Source organism: Pseudomonas sp. NUPR-001 (genome assembly GCF_052147955.1).
Classification (GTDB): Bacteria; Pseudomonadota; Gammaproteobacteria; order Pseudomonadales; family Pseudomonadaceae; genus Aquipseudomonas.
Genome location: NZ_CP197353.1, coordinates 2,704,952 through 2,723,756 on the forward strand (window position 1 = coordinate 2,704,952; position 18,805 = coordinate 2,723,756).

At 62.6% G+C, this 18,805-nt stretch carries 15 protein-coding genes; 14 read left to right on the forward strand and 1 reads right to left on the reverse strand.

Going from position 1 to position 18,805, the window contains the following annotated elements; all coding sequences use genetic code 11:
- Positions 1–133 precede the first annotated feature (133 nt).
- The 6 genes from ACP6KB_RS12260 to ACP6KB_RS12285 are packed head-to-tail and all read left to right on the forward strand — an operon-like array spanning position 134 to position 8,488.
- Positions 134–925, forward strand: coding sequence for an enoyl-CoA hydratase/isomerase family protein (locus ACP6KB_RS12260; RefSeq protein ID WP_442113983.1), 792 nt, complete (start codon positions 134–136; stop codon positions 923–925).
- Positions 926–956: 31 nt separating this feature from the next.
- Entirely contained in the window at positions 957–2,117 is a 1,161-nt protein-coding gene (locus ACP6KB_RS12265; protein ID WP_197876778.1) for an acyl-CoA dehydrogenase family protein, read from the forward strand.
- 18 nt (positions 2,118–2,135) lie between these two features.
- Positions 2,136–4,253, forward strand: a complete 2,118-nt coding sequence (locus ACP6KB_RS12270; protein WP_442113984.1) for an acetate--CoA ligase family protein — start codon at positions 2,136–2,138, stop codon at positions 4,251–4,253.
- The gene (locus ACP6KB_RS12275; protein WP_442113985.1) at positions 4,246–5,853 is read left to right on the forward strand and encodes a 5-guanidino-2-oxopentanoate decarboxylase; all 1,608 of its coding nucleotides are present in this window, start codon (positions 4,246–4,248) and stop codon (positions 5,851–5,853) included. Before ACP6KB_RS12270 ends, ACP6KB_RS12275 begins: the two co-directional genes overlap by 8 nt.
- Positions 5,854–5,889: 36 nt before the next feature.
- On the forward strand, positions 5,890–7,080 hold the full coding sequence (locus tag ACP6KB_RS12280) for a pyridoxal phosphate-dependent aminotransferase (protein WP_442113986.1): 1,191 nt from the start codon (positions 5,890–5,892) through the stop codon (positions 7,078–7,080).
- Positions 7,073–8,488 carry an aldehyde dehydrogenase family protein gene (locus tag ACP6KB_RS12285; RefSeq protein WP_442113987.1) on the forward strand — a complete coding sequence of 472 codons (1,416 nt, stop codon included), beginning with the start codon at positions 7,073–7,075 and terminating at the stop codon, positions 8,486–8,488. Before ACP6KB_RS12280 ends, ACP6KB_RS12285 begins: the two co-directional genes overlap by 8 nt.
- Before the next feature lie 94 nt (positions 8,489–8,582).
- On the opposite strand, the gene ACP6KB_RS12290 is transcribed toward ACP6KB_RS12285, so the two are convergent.
- Positions 8,583–9,023 (reverse strand): Rrf2 family transcriptional regulator, encoded by a 441-nt coding sequence (locus ACP6KB_RS12290; RefSeq protein WP_442113988.1) that lies wholly within the window; start codon positions 9,021–9,023, stop codon positions 8,583–8,585.
- 243 nt (positions 9,024–9,266) lie between these two features.
- Here ACP6KB_RS12290 and ACP6KB_RS12295 point away from each other — a divergent pair, with 243 nt between their 5' ends.
- The 8 genes from ACP6KB_RS12295 (at position 9,267) to ACP6KB_RS12330 (ending at position 18,749) form a co-directional block, all read left to right on the forward strand.
- The gene (locus tag ACP6KB_RS12295) at positions 9,267–10,868 is read left to right on the forward strand and encodes an ABC transporter substrate-binding protein (protein ID WP_442113989.1); all 1,602 of its coding nucleotides are present in this window, start codon (positions 9,267–9,269) and stop codon (positions 10,866–10,868) included.
- A 51-nt stretch (positions 10,869–10,919) separates the two neighbouring features.
- Entirely contained in the window at positions 10,920–11,879 is a 960-nt protein-coding gene (locus tag ACP6KB_RS12300; RefSeq protein ID WP_442113990.1) for an ABC transporter permease, read from the forward strand.
- A 3-nt stretch (positions 11,880–11,882) separates the two neighbouring features.
- A complete protein-coding gene (locus ACP6KB_RS12305; RefSeq protein WP_442113991.1) occupies positions 11,883–12,710 on the forward strand; it encodes an ABC transporter permease in 828 nt (275 codons plus the stop codon).
- 2 nt (positions 12,711–12,712) lie between these two features.
- The gene (locus tag ACP6KB_RS12310; RefSeq protein WP_442113992.1) at positions 12,713–14,359 is read left to right on the forward strand and encodes an ABC transporter ATP-binding protein; all 1,647 of its coding nucleotides are present in this window, start codon (positions 12,713–12,715) and stop codon (positions 14,357–14,359) included.
- A gap of 11 nt (positions 14,360–14,370) precedes the next feature.
- Positions 14,371–15,072, forward strand: coding sequence for an NAD(P)H-dependent oxidoreductase (locus ACP6KB_RS12315; protein WP_442113993.1), 702 nt, complete (start codon positions 14,371–14,373; stop codon positions 15,070–15,072).
- 184 nt (positions 15,073–15,256) lie between these two features.
- Positions 15,257–16,360, forward strand: coding sequence for a polyamine ABC transporter substrate-binding protein (locus tag ACP6KB_RS12320; RefSeq protein WP_442113994.1), 1,104 nt, complete (start codon positions 15,257–15,259; stop codon positions 16,358–16,360).
- Positions 16,361–16,393: 33 nt separating this feature from the next.
- The gene (locus ACP6KB_RS12325) at positions 16,394–17,812 is read left to right on the forward strand and encodes an aminotransferase (protein WP_442113995.1); all 1,419 of its coding nucleotides are present in this window, start codon (positions 16,394–16,396) and stop codon (positions 17,810–17,812) included.
- 109 nt (positions 17,813–17,921) lie between these two features.
- The gene (locus tag ACP6KB_RS12330; RefSeq protein ID WP_442113996.1) at positions 17,922–18,749 is read left to right on the forward strand and encodes a response regulator transcription factor; all 828 of its coding nucleotides are present in this window, start codon (positions 17,922–17,924) and stop codon (positions 18,747–18,749) included.
- The last annotated feature ends 56 nt before the right edge of the window (positions 18,750–18,805 follow it).

Consider the following 18,805-nt stretch of genomic DNA (forward strand, 5'->3'; position numbering starts at 1 on the left):
AAAACAATTAGATACATGCATTTTCTCATCTGTTACACAAGATCTCCCCGCCGATTGTCTCCTTGCTGAACACTCGTTTAGTATCAGCTCAAGTCCTACCCCTCACGCCAACCAGAATAATTCGAGGCCTTCCATGACTACTTCCACGTCACTGCTGAGCACGGTCGAAGCCGGTGTTGCCTGGATCACGCTCAATCGCCCGGAACAGCGCAATGCGCTGGATATCCCCAGCCTGAAAAACCTGCATGCCTTGTTGGACGCCTACAACACCGACCCGGCGGTGCGGGTGGTGGTGCTGACCGGCAGCGGGCGCAGTTTTTGTGCCGGGGCAGATCTGGCCGAATGGGCCGAGGCCGAAGCCCGTGGCGCACTGGAAAGCTATGGCTGGACAGAAACCGCGCACGCCCTGATGCAGCGCCTGCATAGTCTGGAAAAGCCAACCATTGCTGCGATCAACGGCACCGCCGTCGGTGCCGGGATGGACCTGAGCCTGTGCTGCGATCTGCGCGTGGCAGCGGCGTCTGCGCGGTTCAAGGCGGGCTACACCAGCATGGCCTACAGCCCCGATGCCGGTGCCAGCTGGCACTTGCCGCGATTGATCGGCAGCGAGCAGGCCAAGCGCTTGCTGTTTCTTGATGAACTGTGGGGCGCCGAGCGGGCGCTGGCTGCCGGTCTGGTCGGCGAAGTGTGCGCCGATGACCAACTGCTGGCCGTCACCGCCGAACTGGCCGCGCGCCTGGCCAATGGCCCGACCTTCGCGTTTGCCCAGACCAAGCGCCTGATCTGCGACGGCGCCCAGCGCACCCTCGGCGAGCAGCTGCAGGCTGAACTGGCGGCAGGTCTGCTGTGCGGGCGCAGTGAGGATGGCGCCGAAGCATTGCGCGCTTCGGTGGAAAAGCGCGCTGCAAAATTCGTTGGCAAATAAATACTTACACGACCTTCTTCAGGAACATTCCATGAATTTCCAACTGACCCAAGAACAAGAAATGTTGGTGGAAGCGGTACGCAGTTTTGTCGCCAAGGAGTTGCTGCCTCACGAAGAGGCAGTGGACCGCGCTGACGAAGTGTCGCCAGAGTTGGCCGCGCAGATCCGTGGCAAGGCCATCGCGGCAGGTTTTTATGCCTTCAACATGCCTGAGGAAGTCGGCGGCGGCGGGCTCGATTACCTGTCCCAGGCGCTGATCGAACGTGAGCTGTCGAAGGTGTCGTGGGCGGTGCATGTGTTTGTCGCGCGTCCGTCGAAGATCCTCATGGCCTGTAAGGGGGAGCAGATCAACGACTACCTGCTGCCGTGCATCCAGGGTGAGAAGGTGGACTGCTTCGCCTTGACCGAACCGGGTGCCGGTTCCGATGCCAACGCGATCAAAACCCGCGCTGTGCGTGAAGGTGATGACTTCGTCCTCAACGGCAGCAAACACTTCATCAGCCATGCCGGGCACGCTGATTTCGCCATCGTCTTTGCCGTTACCGACACCTATGAACACAACGGCCGCAAGCGCAACGCCGTCACCGCTTTCCTGGTCGACCGTGGCACCCCCGGCATGACCATCCGCCGCGGGCCGAAGTGTGTGAGCAACCGCGGTTACCACACCTATGAACTGTTCTTCGATGATTGCCGCGTACCCGCCAGCAAAGTCCTGGGCGAAGTCGGCAAGGGCTGGGAAGTGGCCAACGCCTGGCTCACGGCCGGGCGAGTGATGGTTGCCGCCAACTGTGTAGGGCAGGCCCAGCGGGCGCTGGACGTCTCGCTGCAGTGGGCCGCCGATCGCAAGCAATTCGGCCAGCCGATCGGTACCTATCAGGGCGTGTCGTTCAAGCTTGCCGACATGGCCACGCAGATCCGCGCTGCTGAACTGCTGACCCTGCACACCGCCTGGAAGATGGATCAGGGCAGCATGACCGATGGTGAAGCCGGTATGGCCAAGCTGTTCGCCAGTGAGGTGCTGGGCAAGGTCGCCGACGAAGCGGTGCAGATTTTCGGCGGCATGGGCCTGATGGACGAAGGCCCGGTAGAGCGGATCTGGCGCAATGCGCGGATCGAGCGGATCTGGGAAGGCACTTCGGAGATCCAGCGGCACATCATTTCCCGTGAACTGTTGCGCCCTCTGTTGCGTTGATCGGGCTGGAGAATAGTTATGTCGCAGTCGATTCGTGACAATCTCAAACGCATGCTGGCACCGCGTCACCTGGCATTTGTCGGTGGCCGCAGCATGGCACGGGCGCTCAAGCGCTGTGCTGAAGGCGGCTACCAAGGCCAGATGTGGCTGGTGAACCCGCAGCACGACAGCCTCGACGGTGTGCCATGTGTACGCAGTGTTGCTGAGCTGCCCTGTGGCCCGGACGCAGTATTCATCGCCACCAATCGCGAGCTGACGCTGACCTGTGTCGCGGAGCTTGCGGCCATCGATGCTGGCGGGGCGATCTGCTATGCCTCAGGCTTTGCCGAAGCCGGTGAGCAGGGCCAGGCCCTGCAGCAGCAACTGCTCAAAGCCGCCGGGCACATGGCCTTGCTCGGCCCCAACTGCTACGGCCTGCTTGATTACCTGCACAACAGCGCCTTGTGGCCGGTCGCCCATGGTGGCAAGACCGTAGACAAAGGTGTGGCGATCCTCACCCAAAGCGGCAACTTCGCCTACAACCTGTCGATGAGCGATCGTTCATTGCCGGTGGCGTATATGGCGTCGGTCGGCAACCAGGCGCAGCTGGGCATTGCCGAGCTGATGGATGTGTTGCTCGATGAACCACGGGTCACCGCTATCGGCCTGCACCTTGAGGGCCTGAAGAATGTCCCCGGTTTTGCCCGTGCTGCGCACAAGGCGCTGGAGAAGGGCATTCCGATCATCGCCCTGAAAACTGGCGTGTCGCAGATCGGCGCCGAGCTGGCCCTGAGTCATACCAGCTCGTTGTCTGGCTCCGATGCTCTGTATGACAGCCTGTTCCAGCGCCTGGGGGTGATCCGCGTCAGCGGCCCGGTCAGTTTCGCCGAGACCCTCAAGGCCGCTGCCTGCGGCAACCTGCCCAAGGGCCGTAGCCTGATTGCCCTGGCCTGTTCCGGCGGCGATGCCGGGTTGATCGCCGACTACGCCGAACGCAATGAGCTGAGCCTGCCTGCACTGCAAGGCGATCAGGTCGATGAACTGGCACAGGTGCTGCCGGCCTACGCCAACCTGGTGAACCCGCTGGACTTCACCACGGCGATCTGGGGTGACGGCGCAGCCCTCGAACGCATGCTCGACAGTGCCCTGCGCAGCGAGGCCGATGCGGCCATGCTGGTGCTCGACTATCCGGCTGAGTTCACCGGCGAGCGCAAGGAATGTGACCTGCTGCTTGAGCTGTACAGCGCTGCGCTCAAACGCCATGGCAAGGTCGGCTTTGTGACCTCGGCTTTCCCCGAACTGCTCCCGGCCAGCGCCCGTGAGCGTTTGCATGCCCAGGGCATCGCCGCGCTGCAGGGCGTTGAAGATGGGCTGGCGGCCTGGGGTCGAATTGCCGCTTATCACCACCAGCGTGAAACACTGCTGGCGCTGGGTGAATCGGCATTGCTGCCGTTGTGCCCACAGGCACTGGACGGTGACAGTCAGTTGCTCAACGAATGGCAGTCCAAGCAGGCTTTGCAAGCGTTTGGCCTGAGCATTCCGGCAGGTGCCTTGAGTACGCCGGAACAGGCCGTGCAGGCCGCTGAGGCGGTCGGCTACCCCTTGGTGCTCAAAGCCGTCAGCGCGCAACTGCCGCACAAGACCGAAGCCGGTGCCGTGGCCCTGAACCTCAAGGATGCTCAGGCGGTGGATACTGCGCTGCAGCAGATGCGGGCGCGGATAGCGGCGTACGCGCCGCAGGTGCCATTCGAACAGGTGCTGCTCGAACCGATGGCCAGTGCGCCGCTGGCGGAGCTGATTGTTGGCATCAAGCGTGAAAACGACTTCGGCCTGGCGCTGGTGATCGGTGCCGGCGGGATTCTGGTCGAGCTGCTCAAAGACAGCAAAACCCTGCTGCTACCGACCACCGACGGCGCGATCCGCGCTGCCGTGCTGGGCCTGCGCAGCGCCAGTTTGCTACAGGGCTTCCGTGGGCGTGAAAGCGCCGACCTCGACGCCTTGGTAGCGGCGATCCGCGCGGTGGCCGACTACGCCTGTGAAAACGCCGGGCACCTGCTGGAACTGGATGTGAACCCCTTAATGGTCGGTGCCCACGGCACCACCGCAGTCGATGCCTTGATTCGGCTCGGCCAGGCGTCAGGAGAACAGCATGCATAACACCCCATTGACCGGCGGCCAGGCCCTGGTCCGCTTGTTGGCCAACTATGGTGTCGACACCGTGTTCGGCATTCCCGGTGTGCACACCCTAGAGCTGTACCGCGGGCTGCCCGGCAGCGGTATTCGCCATGTCCTGACCCGGCATGAGCAGGGGGCCGGATTCATGGCCGACGGTTACGCACGGGTCAGCGGCAAGCCGGGCGTGTGCTTTGTCATCACCGGCCCGGGCGTCACCAACGCCGCCACCGCCATTGGCCAGGCCTACGCCGACTCGATCCCGATGCTGGTGATTTCCAGCGTCAACCACACCGCCAGCCTGGGCAAGGGCTGGGGCTGCCTGCACGAGACCCAGGACCAGCGCGCCATGACCGCGCCGATCACGGCATTTTCCGCCGTGGCTTTGAGCGCTGAAGATTTGCCGGAACTGATCGCCCGCGCTTACGCGGTGTTCGACAGTGAACGCCCACGTCCCGTGCATATTTCTGTGCCACTGGATGTACTGGCGGCGCCGGTCAAACGTGACTGGAGCAGCGAAGTGGTACGTCGCCCCGGCCGTGGCCTGCCGGCCAGCACCGTGCTGGAGCAAGCGGCAGCCCGGCTGGCCGCAGCCAAGCGGCCGATGATCATCGCCGGTGGCGGTGCGCTGCAGGCCGCCGAGGTGTTGCAGCAGCTCAGCAAGCGTCTGGCGGCGCCGCTGTTCACCAGTGTCGCCGGCAAAGGCCTGCTGGCCCCGCAAGCACCGCTGAATGCCGGTGCCAGCCTGTGTGTCGAGCCCGGCTGGAAACTGATCGCCGAAGCGGATGTGCTACTGGCAGTCGGCACCGAAATGGCCGATACCGATTTCTGGCGCGAGCGTTTGCCACTGACCGGTGAGCTGCTGCGGGTGGATATCGACCCGCGCAAGTTCAACGACTTCTATCCCTGCGCCATTGCCTTGCACGGCGATGCGCGCCTGACTGTCGCCGCCTTGCTTGAACACTTGCCGGATATCAACCGTGACAGCGAGAGCGCAGTCGCTGCGGTCAGTGCCCTGCATCAGGCGGTCAAGGCCGGGCACGGCCCGCTGCAGACGATTCACCAGGCAATCCTTGATCGGGTGGCCGCCGAGTTGCCTGACAACGCGTTCATCAGCACCGACATGACCCAACTGGCCTACACCGGCAACTACGCCTTCGCCAGCCGTGCACCGCGCAGCTGGCTGCACCCCACCGGTTACGGCACCTTGGGCTATGGCCTGCCTGCGGGCATCGGCGGCATGTTTGCCAGCGCAGACCGCCCGGGCCTGGTGTTGGTCGGTGACGGCGGTTTTCTCTACACCGCACAGGAACTGGCAACGGCGGTTGAAGAGCTCGACCGTCCGCTGGTGGTACTGCTGTGGAACAACGATGCGTTGGGGCAGATCCGCGACGACATGCTCAACCTCGACATCGAGCCGATTGGCGTACTGCCGCGCAACCCGGACTTCGCCGGCCTGGGCCGCGCCTTTGGCTGCACCGTGGCGCAACCGCGCAGCCTCGACGAACTGCAGCAGGAACTGCGCGCCGGCTTTGCCCGCAACAGCGTGACCCTGATCGAGCTCAAGCATGCCTGCGCTCGTTGATGTCCATCCTGTCCATCCATATTCAGGAAGCTTGCCATGCGCTTTTCCGACTTGACCCAACGTATTGCCGGTGACGGCGCCGCCGCCTGGGATATTCACTACCGGGCCCTGGACCTGCAGGCGCAAGGCCAGGACATTCTCTTGCTGTCGGTGGGCGACCCGGACTTCGACACCCCCGCACCGATCGTGCAGGCGGCCATCGACAGCCTCAACAACGGCCACACCCACTATGCCGATGTCCGCGGCAAACTGGCCCTGCGCCAGGCCATAGCCAACCGGCACCAGCAGCGCAGCGGGCAGGCGGTCAGTGCCGATCAGGTCACGGTGCTGGCCGGTGCCCAGTGCGCGTTGTTCTGCGTTGCGCAATGCCTGCTCAATCCGGGTGACGAGGTCATCGTTGCCGAACCGATGTATGTCACCTACGAAGCGGTATTCGGCGCCTGTGGCGCCACCGTGGTGCCCGTGCCGGTGCGCTCGGAGCACGGTTTTCGCGTGCGCCCCGAGGACGTCGCCGCACGCATCACCCCGCGTACCCGCGCACTGGCCCTGAACAGCCCGCACAACCCTTCGGGTGCCAGCTTGCCCCGTGGCACCTGGGAAGCGCTGGCCGAGCTGTGCATCGCCCACGACCTGTGGCTGATTTCCGATGAGGTCTACAGCGAGCTGCTGTTCGAAGGCGAACACATCAGCCCGGCCAGCCTGCCGGGAATGCCCGAGCGCACGGCGACCTTGAACAGCCTGTCCAAGTCCCATGCCATGACCGGTTGGCGGGTCGGCTGGGTCGTGGGCTCGTCAGCACTGGCCACGCACCTGGAAAACCTCGCGTTGTGCATGCTCTACGGTTCGCCCGACTTCATTCAGGACGCCGCCGTAGTGGCGCTGGAGCAACAACTGCCTGAACTGGACGCCATGCGTGAAGCCTACCGCCAGCGCCGTGACCTGGTCTGTGACAGCCTGGCGGATCGCCCTGGCTTGCGCGCGTTGAAACCCGATGGCGGCATGTTCGTGATGGTCGATATACGTGAGACCGGCCTCAGTGCCCAAGCGTTTTCCAACCGCTTGCTGGACCATTACGGCGTGTCGGTGCTGGCCGGCGAGGCGTTCGGCCCGAGTGCGGCAGGGCATATCCGCCTGGGCCTGGTACTGGCCGAGGCGCCGCTGCGCGAGGCGTGCCAGCGCATTGCCCGCTGTGCTGCGGAACTGATGGAGGCCAAGACCCATGCGTGACTATGCACGGTTGTTCATCGACGGCAGTTGGCAGGTGCCATCGGGGCAGGGCATGGCCGAGGTCATCGACCCGGCCAGTGAGACTGTCACCGGGCGCGTGCCGCTGGGTGACGAACAGGACGTCAACCGCGCTGTCGCGGCGGCGCGTCAGGCCTTCGCCGCCTGGTCGCGCACGCCCTCGAGCGTACGCGCCGGCTACATCAAGGCCCTGGTTGCGCAACTGCAGGCACGCGCCGAAGAAATGGCCAGTGTCATCACCGCCGAACTGGGCATGCCGGTGCAGTGGTGCCGTAGCGTACAGGTCGACGGCCCGATTGCCGGCCTTGCGCAGTACAGCGAACTGGCGGGCTTGATGGATGAGGTCCGTGAAGTCGGCAACTCCCTGGTGTACCGCGAAGCGGTGGGCGTTTGCGCGTTCATCAACCCATGGAACTACCCGCTGCACCAACTGATCGGCAAACTGGCCCCGGCGCTGGCCGCAGGCTGCACCGTGGTGGTCAAGCCCAGCCAGGAAACGCCGCTGCATGCCTTCCTGTTGGCCGAAATGATCGAAGCCATTGGCTTGCCGGCCGGGGTGTTCAACCTCGTCAGTGGCCCGGGCTCGAAAGTGGGTGAGGCCCTGGCTCGGCATCCGCAGGTCGACATGGTCTCGTTCACCGGCTCAACCGGCGCGGGCGTACGCGTGGCCCAGGCGGCTGCGCCGACGGTCAAACGGGTGTGCCTGGAACTGGGCGGCAAGTCGCCGCTACTGATTACCGCCGATGCCGACCTCGACGCCGCCGTGCGCTACGGCGTGCAAGACGTGATGATCAACTCCGGACAGACCTGCACCGCCTTGACCCGCATGCTGCTGCCTGCCAGCCGCTACGACGAGGCGGTCGAAATCGCCAAGGACGAAGTTAGCAAGCTGGTTATGGGCGACCCGCAAGACCCGCAGAGCTTTCTCGGGCCGATGTGCTCGGCAGCGCAGCGGCGCACCGTGCAGGACTACATTCGCATTGGTCAGGAGGAGGGTGCGCGTTTGCTTTGTGGCGGTGACACAGCGCCAGGCTTTGAACGTGGCTTCTATGTACAGCCGACGCTGTTTGCCGATGTCGACAACCACATGCGCATCGCCCAGGAAGAAATCTTCGGCCCGGTGCTGTGCCTGATCCGTTATGACGATGAGGCCCAGGCCATCGATTTGGCCAACGACTCACCCTTTGGCTTGTCCAGCGCAGTGTGGGCGGCGGATCGTCAGCGAGCTTTGCCATTGGCGCGGCAACTGCGTGCTGGGCAATGTTTCCTCAACGGTGCGGCGTTCAATTACCAGGCACCGTTTGGCGGTTACAAACAGTCAGGTAACGGCCGTGAGTGGGGCGAAGAGGGGTTGGCCGAGTTCATTGAGATCAAGGCTGTGCAGATTTGATCGGCCAATAAACTGTTCAGGCCTGTAGGAGCGGGCTTGCCCCGCGATAGCGATCTGTCAGCCATATCGCCTCGCGGGGCAAGCCCGCTCCTACTTAGGCCTGGTCGGCTTGCTCCAGTGGTTTGTCGAAAGCCACGAACAACTGGTCGGCGGTGATCGCGCCCAGGTCCAGGCGCATGTTGGCTTCGAGCATGGCGAACAGGCGGGTGAACACTTCAAATACCTTGCAGTGGTCTTCCAGGCCGGAAAACGGGTTGTCGATTTTTTCTGCAATCAACGAACTTTCCTGCACTGCGTCATACACCTCGCGCAGGGTAATTTCGCTGGCCGGGCGGGCCAGGGTCAAGCCGCCGTGGGCGCCACGCCAGGATTTGAGGATGTTGGCCTTGACCATCAGCGAGACCAGGCTGCGCACGCGGGTGGGGTGCGTCTTCACCCATTTGGCGATGGTCTCGGTGCGCAGTTTCTGCGGCGCATTGGCGGCCACGAACGAGAGTATGTATGAGGCGGTGATCAGGCGGGTTGACTGGCTCATGCTCTGCAGAATCCTTTGAAAATGTCCCTGTAGGAGCGGGCTTGCCCCGCGATTGCGGTGTAACCGTCATAGCGTATCGCGGGGCAAGCCCGCTCCTACAAAAAAAGCGCCTTGGAGGGGCTTGGCAGCGGTATGGGATTGAGTCTAATGTAATTGTCACGATGACAAATACAAATATTTGCAGCATCGATGCGTGCGAAGTCGGCTGAATCCTTTTCTCTGCGCTTCAACAGGGGCAATGCCATGAGCGATAACAACAACAAAATTACTCAAGCGATGCACGACGCTGGCTTGCCGCGTCGCGATTTTCTCAAGTACAGCGCCACCGCCGCCGCAGTGGCCGGGGCGTTTTCCCTAGGCTTGCCAATGCGCGGCTGGGCCGAGGAGGCCACCCCGAAAGCCGGTGGCGTGCTGCGCATGGGCCTGGCCGGTGGCAGCACCACTGACTCCCTCGATCCGGGAACCTGGGCCGACACCTTCACCTTTGTCGGTTTCTCGGCGGTGTACAACACCCTCAGCGAAATCGCCGTGGATGGCAGTGCCATCCCGGAGCTGGCCGAGCGTTGGGAGTTGAGCCCGGACGCGCGCATCTGGACCTTCTTCCTGCGCCAGGGCGTGACCTTCCACAACGGCAAGACCCTCGATGCCCAGGACGTGGTCGCCTCGATCCAGCATCACCTGGGCGACAGCTCCACCTCGGCGGCCAAGACGGTGCTGGGTGATGTTGCTCAGGTTCGCGCTGAAGGCAACAACACCGTGGTCTTCGAACTGCATTCGGGTAACGTCGACTTCGCCTACGTGGTGGCCGACTATCACTTGGCAATCGTGCCCGCCAAAGACGGTAAAGCCGACTGGCAGGCCGGTGTCGGCACCGGTGGCTATCGCCTCAAGGGCTTCGAGCCGGGCGTGCGCATGGATCTGGAACGCAGCCCGGATTACTGGAAAGCCGGCAGGGCACACTTTGCCAGCGCCGAGTTGCTGGCCATTGCCGATGGCGCGGCACGGGTCAATGCCCTGGTCACCGGCCAGGTCGATGTGATCAACAAGGTCGATCTGAAAACCGTGGCCTTGCTCAAGCGCAACCCGAACCTGGCGATCGAGGAAACCAAAGGCGCCCAGCACTACACCTTCCCGATGGCAACCAATAGCGTGCAGTTCCAGGACAACAACATCCGCCTGGCGCTCAAGCACGCGATCAACCGCGAAACCTTGCTGGCTTCGGTGCTCTACGGCTACGGCCAGATTGGCAACGACCATCCGATCCAGCCCGGCAGTCGCTTTATCAATAGCGCACTGGAGCAGCGCAGCTACGACCCGGACAAGGCGCGCTTCTACCTGCGTCAGGCGGGCGTCGATGCACTCAAGGTGCGCCTGCAGGCCTCCGATGCCGCGTACACCGGCGCGGTGGATGCCTCGGTGCTGTTCAAGGAGCAGGCGCGCCTGGCCGGCATCGATATCGATGTGGTGCGTGAACCTGCCGACGGCTACTTCACCAATGTGTGGATGAAGCAGCCGTTCACCGCGTCGTTCTTCTACAGCAGCCTGACCGCCGACCGCATGTTCAGCATCGGTTACGCCAAAGGCGCGGCATGGAACGAGACGCACTGGGACAACCCACGCTTCAACCAGTTGCTCACTGCTGCCCGCGGTGAAATGAACGCGCCGTTGCGCCAGGAAATGTACAACGAAATGCAGGCCCTGTGCCGCGACGACGGTGGTGCCATCGTGCCGCTGTTCGCCAGCTCCGTGGCGGCCCGCTCCAAGCGCGTCACCCATGGCGGCACCACCGCGCCGTATGGCGAGCTCGATGGTCTGCGGCTGATTGAGCGCTGGTGGCAAGCCTGAGGCTGACGCTGCACTACCACCTTTCGTTGTGCCTGTTCGAGGAACTGTCCGGTGAATAGTCTTTACAAACTGCTGATGCAGCGCCTGGCCCTGGGCCTGTTGTCGCTGTGTGCGGTGTCGGTGATCATCTTTCTGGCGGTCAGTTTGCTGCCTGGTGACGTGGCCCAGGCCATGCTTGGCCAGGCTGCCATGCCTGAAACCGTGGCGGCATTGCGCAGCCAACTGGGTATCGATGTGCCGGCGCTGACCCGCTTTGGCCACTGGGCCTGGCAACTGTTGCACGGTGATCTGGGCTTGTCGCTGGCCAACCAGCGGCCGATTGCCGACCTGATCGGCGCGCGCCTGGGCAACACCTTCAGCCTGGCGCTGTTGGCCGCGCTGGTGTCGGTGCCGCTGGCGTTGCTGTTGGGCATGCTCGCTGCGCTCTACCGCAACAGCTGGTTCGACCGCCTGCTCAACACCAGTGCCTTGAGTGCGGTGTCGTTTCCGGAGTTCTTCGTTGCTTACCTGTTGATCCTGGTGTTTGCGGTGAAGCTCAACTGGTTGCCGAGCATCTCCAACCTGGCACCCGGTGCCAGTTTTGCCGAGGTGCTGGAGCGCTCGCTGCTGCCGGTGCTGACCCTGAGCCTGGTTGTGGTTGCGCAGATGATGCGCATGACCCGCGCGGCACTGATCAACCTGCTGGCCAGTCCGTATATCGAAATGGCCCGGCTCAAGGGCATCAGCCCGGCGCGGATCATCTTTCACCATGCCTTGCCCAACGCCCTGGCGCCGATCATCAACGTGGTCGCGCTCAACCTGGCTTATCTGGTAGTCGGCGTGGTGGTGGTCGAGGTGGTGTTCGTTTATCCGGGGCTGGGGCAGTTGCTGGTCGATTCGGTGGCCAAGCGCGACATCCCGGTGGTGCAGGCCTGCAGCCTGATTTTTGCCGCCACCTACATCCTGCTCAATACCACGGCGGATGTGCTGTCGATTGCCAGCAACCCACGCCTGATGCATCCGAAGGGGTAAGCCATGAGCCTGTTTAACGCATTACACCGTGCGCCGTTGAGCGCCAAGTTCGGTCTGCTGGTGATTGCGCTGTACGTACTGGTCGCAGTGTTCGCGCCGGTACTGGCGCCGTACGGCGAGACCCAGGTGGTCGGCGAGGGCTTTGCGCCCTGGGGCGGCGAGTTCTTGCTGGGCACCGATAACCTTGGGCGCGACATGTTCAGCCGTCTGGTCTACGGCGCGCGCAACACCCTCGGTATTGCTTTCCTGACCACCGTCCTGGCCTTTGCCTTGGGTGGCTTCTGTGGTCTGGTGGCAGCCATCAAGGGCGGCTGGATCGATCAAGGCCTGTCGCGCCTGGTGGACATTCTGATGGCCATCCCGCAATTGATCTTCGCCTTGCTGATTCTCAGCGTGGTCGGCACCACCGCGACCTCGCTGGTGTTGGTGATTGCGCTGCTCGATGCCACCCGGGTGTTTCGTCTGTCCCGGGCAGTGGCGATGACCGTGGTGGTTCAGGACTATGTCGAGGCCGCGCGGCTGCGTGGGGAAGGGCTGTGGTGGCTGGTCACTCGCGAGGTGCTGCCCAACGCTGCGGCGCCGCTGATCGCCGAATTCGGCCTGCGCTTTTGCTTCGTGTTTCTGTTCATCAGCGCGCTGTCGTTCCTCGGCCTGGGCATTCAGCCGCCTACCGCCGACTGGGGCAGCATGGTGCGCGATAACGCGGTATTGATCACCTTCGGGGACATCAGTCCGCTGTTGCCGGCGCTGGCGGTGGCGTTGATCACCGTGAGTGTGAATTTTGTCGTGGACTGGGTGCTGCATGCATCCAGCGGCCTCAAGGAGTGCTGAGCATGCCCGCGCTGATTAATGAAAAACCGCTGCTGGAAATCCGTGATCTGCACATCGAAGGGCACTACGAAAACGCCTGGCACCCGCTGATCAAAGGTATCGACCTGACCCTGCAACGCGGTGAGGTACTGGGCCTGATCGGCGAGTCGGGGGCGGGCAAGTCGACCCTGGGCCTCGCGTCGATGGGCTATGTGCGTGATGGCTGCCGGATCACCGGCGGGTCGGTGCGCTTCGATGGCCTGGAACTGGTCGGCGCCCGTGCTGAAACCTTGCGCAAGCTGCGAGGCCTGCGCATTGCCTATGTCGCACAGAGCGCTGCCGCGTCGTTCAACCCGGCGCACCGGTTGATCGACCAGCATGTTGAAACCGCGGTGAAGAACGGCGGTATCGACCGCGCCCAGGCCCAAGCCGAAGCGGTGCAACTGTACCGTGTGCTGCGCTTGCCCAACCCCGAGCAGATCGGTCAGCGCTACCCGCATCAGCTGTCAGGCGGGCAGTTGCAACGGGTGATGACGGCGATGGCCATGGCCTGCCACCCGGATTTGATCATCTTCGACGAGCCCACCACGGCGCTGGACGTGACCACCCAGATTGAAGTGCTGGCGGCCATCCGTGATGCGGTCAAGACCTATGGCAGCGCCGCCTTGTACATCAGCCACGACCTGGCGGTGGTGGCGCAGATGGCTGATCGCATCATGGTCCTGCGCCATGGCACGTTGGTGGAGGAGGCCGACACCCGGCGCATGCTTGATGCGCCCCAGCAGGACTACACCAAGTCGCTGTGGGCGGTACGCAGCTTTCGCACCGAACCCAAACCGTGCCCGGCGCAAACCCTACCGCTGCTGGAAGTGCGCCAGGCCTGCGCCAGTTACGGGCAGCAGCCGGTGCTGCACGATGTTTCACTGAAACTGCACCGCGGCCAGACCCTGGCGGTGATCGGTGAGTCGGGCAGTGGCAAGAGCTCCACGGCGCGCTTGATCACCGGCCTGTTGCCGCCGACGGCGGGGCAGGTGCTGTATGACGGTGAGGCATTGCCGGCCGATTTCCGCCGTCGCAGTAAGGAGCAGTTGCGGCGCATCCAGATGATCTACCAGATTCCCGACACCGCGCTCAATCCACGCCAGCGCATCGTCGACATCATCGGCCGGCCGCTGAGCTTCTACCTCGGGCTCAAGGGTCAGGCCCTGCGCAAGCGCGTGGCCGAGCTGCTGGAGATGATCGAGCTGGACCCTGCGGTGTACATGGAGCGCCAACCACGCGAACTGTCGGGCGGGCAAAAACAGCGGATCTGCATTGCCCGAGCGTTGGCGGCGGAGCCACAACTGATCATCTGCGACGAAGTGACCTCGGCGCTTGATCAACTGGTGGCTGAAGGCGTGCTCAAACTGCTCAACCGCATTCAGCAGCAGCTGGGGGTGGCTTACCTGTTTATCACTCATGACGTGGCCACGGTGCGCGCCATCGCCGATGAAGTGCTGGTGATGCAACGCGGGCGGGTGGTCGACCACGGCAGCCGCGACGCCATCTTCAGCCCGCCGCACCGCGACTACACCGGGCTGTTGTTTTCCTCGGAGCCGGAAATGGACCCTGACTGGCTCAATCGCCTGCTGGCCAGCCGCGCTGCCGCTTCTACGTTGCAACCTGTTTAAGGAATACCTTGATGAATGTCTTGATCGTTCATGCTCATCCCGAGCCGCAATCCTTCACCGCGGCGCTGCGTGACACCGCCATACACACTTTCGAAGCCCAGGGCCATCAAGTGCAGGTCAGTGACCTGTATGCGATGAACTGGAACCCGGTGGCCAGTGCCGACGATTTCGCCACGCGGGAAAACCCGGAGTATCTGGTGTACGCCCTGGAGCAGCGCCTGGGGGTCAAGAGCGGCTCGATTGCCGCTGACATCCAGCAGGAACTGGACAAGCTGCTGTGGGCTGACCTGGTGGTGCTGAACTTCCCGATTTTCTGGTTCTCGGCGCCGGCCATGCTCAAGGGCTGGATCGACCGGGTGCTGGTGTCCGGGGTGTGCTATGGCGGCAAACGCTTCTACGACCAGGGCGGCCTGGCGGGCAAAAAGGCCCTGGTGACCGTCACCCTCGGCGGGCGCGAACACATGTTTGGCGAAAGGGCGATTCATGGGCCGCTGGAGGACATGCTGCGGCCGATCCTGCGTGGCACCCTGGCGTATGTCGGCTTTGAGGTGCTGGAACCGTTTGTGGCCTGGCATGTGCCGTATATCAGCGATGAAGCGCGTCAGGACTTTTTGCGCAGTTACCAGCAGCGCTTGCAGCATCTTGCCGATGATCAGCCACTGCAGTTTCCGCGGTTGTCGCAGTTCGATGAGGCGTTGTATCCGTTGGCTTGATGGGTAATTGATGGATTATCGCGGGGCAAGCCCGCTCCCACCCAGAATCACAATCTCTGTGGGAGCGGGCTTGCCCCGCGATGTTTTTCAGCCACCTACCCATTCGGGTTATGGCCGCCCAGGCACAATCACTTGATAGTAAGTCCATCGGCTCACCCTGAGCATTCACACGACGGAGTTGCTAATGCGCAAGGCACTGAAGGTGATGTGCAGTGTAATGTTGGCGTCCACCGCAGCGGCCACCCTGGCCGCTGAAGTGGACACCGGCAACACACTCAGGTTGTACAACTGGACAGACTATATCGGTGAAACCACCCTGGCCGATTTCGAGAAGGCCACGGGAATCAAGGTGATCTACGACACCTTCGATGGTTACGAAACCGTGCAGACCAAACTGCTCACCGGCCGCTCTGGCTACGATCTGGTCATGCTCAACGCTTCGCTGGTGCCGCCGCTGATCAAAGCCGGGGTGTTCCAGCCCCTGGATAAACAACAACTGCCCAGCTGGCACAACCTCGACACCCAGGTGGTGCAGGCGCTGCAAGGTTATGACCCGGGCCTGAAATACTCGGCGCCCTATACCTGGGGCAGCAACGGCGTCACCTACAACGTCGACAAGATCAAAGCGCGCATGCCCGATGCGCCGATCGGCTCGCTGGCAATGCTGTTCGATCCGAAGATCGTTTCGCGCTTCGCCGATTGCGGTGTGACCCTGATGGATGCACCCACCGAGGTGATTCCGCTGGCCCTCAAGTACCTCGGCAAAGACCCCCGCAGCGCCGCACCCGCCGACCTCAAGGCCGCCGAAAAACTGCTGTTGGACATTCGCCCCTACATCAAGAAATTCGACTCGGTGAACTACCTCACCAGCCTGCCCAACGGCGATGTGTGCATGGCGCTGACCTGGTCGGGCGACTACGCCATCGCCCAGGCCCGCGCCGAGGAAGCGAAGAAAGACATCAAGTTGTCGTTCTTCATTCCCAAAGAAGGTTCGTTGATCTGGTTCGACAACCTGTACCTGCCCAAGGATGCCCCGCACAGCGCCAATGCCCATCGCTTCGTCGAGTTTCTGCTGCAGCCACAGAACATGGCTCAAGTGACCAACTTCATCCGCTACGCCAACAGCAATGCGGCAGCCAACAGCTTCGTCCAGGCCGATATCCGTAACGACCCGGCGATCTACCCCGATAACGCCACCCGCGAGCGTCTGTTTGCCCAGAAAACCCAGGATGCCCGTGATATGCGCGCGATCACCCGGGTCTGGAGCACGGTCAAGACCGGTTACTGATTGTCCTCAATTCCCATCGCCAAGGAACCCACCATGGCTACGTCAAACAACGCTGTCGCACTGCCTTTTAACAATGATCCACGGGTGGAGGCCGACAAGGCCCACTACATGCACGGTTACCACATGTTCGACGAGCATCGCGAACAAGGTGCGCTGAACATCGTGGAGGGCGAGGGCGCGTACATTCGTGACACCGAAGGCAACCGCTTCCTCGACGCCGTCGGCGGCATGTGGTGCACCAATATTGGCCTGGGCCGTGAAGAAATGGCCCTGGCGATTGCCGATCAGGTGCGCAAACTGGCCTATTCCAACCCGTTCTCGGACATGGCCAACACGGTCGCCATCGAACTGTGCGCAAAGCTCGCGCAACTGGCGCCGGGCGATCTTGACCATGTGTTCCTCACCACCGGCGGCTCGACCGCCGTCGATACCGCCTACCGCCTGATCCAGTACTACCAGAACTGCCGGGGCAAACCGCACAAGAAGCACATCATTGCCCGCTACAACGCCTACCATGGCTCCACCACCCTGACCATGTCGATCGGCAACAAGGCAGCGGACCGGGTGCCGGAGTTCGACTACGCCCACGACTTGATCCACCACGTCTCCAACCCCAACCCCTACCGGGCGCCGGATGATATGGATGAAGCCGAGTTCCTCGACTATCTCGTGGCCGAGTTCGAAGACAAGATCCTCTCGCTTGGCGCGGACAACGTCGCGGCGTTCTTTGCCGAGCCGATCATGGGTTCCGGCGGGGTAATCATTCCGCCCAAGGATTACTTCCTGCGCATGTGGCAGGTGTGCCAGACCTACGACATCCTCTTTGTTGCCGACGAAGTGGTGACCTCCTTTGGCCGCCTCGGCACCTTTTTCGCCAGTGAAGAGCTGTTCGGCGTGCAGCCAGATCTTATCACCACCGCCAAAGGCCTGACCTCGGCGTATCTGCCGCTGGGGGCCTGCATCTTCTCTGACCGAATCTGGAAGGTCATCGCCGAGCCGGGCAAGGGGCGCTGCTTCACCCACGGTTTCACTTACAGCGGTCATCCGGTGTGCTGTACCGCTGCACTGAAGAACATCGAGATCATCGAGCGGGAGAACCTGCTGGCCCATGTCAACGACGTGGGTAGCTACCTGGAGCAACGTTTGCAAAGCCTGCGCGATTTGCCGTTGGTGGGCGACGTGCGCTGCATGAAGCTGATGGCCTGTGTCGAGTTTGTGGCCAACAAACGCAGCAAGGCCTTGTTTGCCGATGCGGTGAACATCGGTGAACGCATTCACCGCCGCGCCCAGGACAAAGGCTTGCTGGTACGGCCGATCATGCACCTGAACGTGATGTCACCGCCGTTGATCATCACCCATGCGCAGGTGGACGAGATTGTCGAGGTGTTGCGTCAGTGCATCGTTGAAACTGCGCAGGAGTTGCGGCGTGAAGGGTTGTATGGGGGGGATTGATTTTATCGCGGGGCAAGCCCGCTCCTACAGACCGGTAGGGGCGGGCTGGACCGGTGAAATCGGCTTCAAACAGCTGCAGCTGCGCTCGCCAGCCGGTAGACTGCGGGGCATGAGCCAAACATCCTCCGAGACCCCCATTCACCTGACTTTCGCCGCCCTGCAGCAGTGGCACAGCGCGCTGCAGCAGGCGTTTGCCTACAGTGAATCGCCGCAGGCCCTTGAGTACCTGGCCGCGGCGATCAGTCAGCTGGTGGCCGTCGAGTCAATGATGATCAGCCTCGAATGCCAAGGCCAGGCACCACGTTTGCTGTACCAACAGGGCATCCCTGAACAGCACCGCGACGCCATCCTCAATCGCTACTTCGCGGCTGGCTACCTGCTCGATCCGTTCTGTCTGGCGGTGGAAAGCGGCTTGGCCGAAGGTTTCTACCACTTGCAGGACATTGCCCCCGACCACTTTTTCGACAGCGACTACTACAAGACCTATTACCTGGGTACCGGTTGCAGCGAAGACAGTTACTTCATTGCCGATATCGGCGATTCGCGGAAAATTTCCCTGAGCCTGTTTCAAGGCTGCAGCGGCGCCTGCCTGAGTGGTGAACAGGTAAGCCTGTTGCGGGCGGTCGAGCCGGTGGTTCGCGAGCTGCTGGTACGGTTCGCCCGTCACGGGCTGACGCAAAGCAGCGGCGAGGCGGGAGGCAACAGCATTCAGGCGGCGTTCGACAGCTTCGGCTGTCAGCTCCTTACCGACCGTGAGCGGGAAGTGGCGCACATGATTCTGCGTGGCCACTCGGCCAAGTCCACGGCCAGCGAACTGGGAATTTCACCGGAAACCGTGCGCATGCACCGCAAAAACCTCTACCTCAAGCTGGAGATCAACTCGCAGTCTGAACTGTTTGCGCGCTTTATTGACTGGCTGCGCCGTGCGTCAGGCTAACCACCCCTGGCGGGCAGGCGCTGGATAATAGAGGCGCCACGGGCTGATCCGCAGCC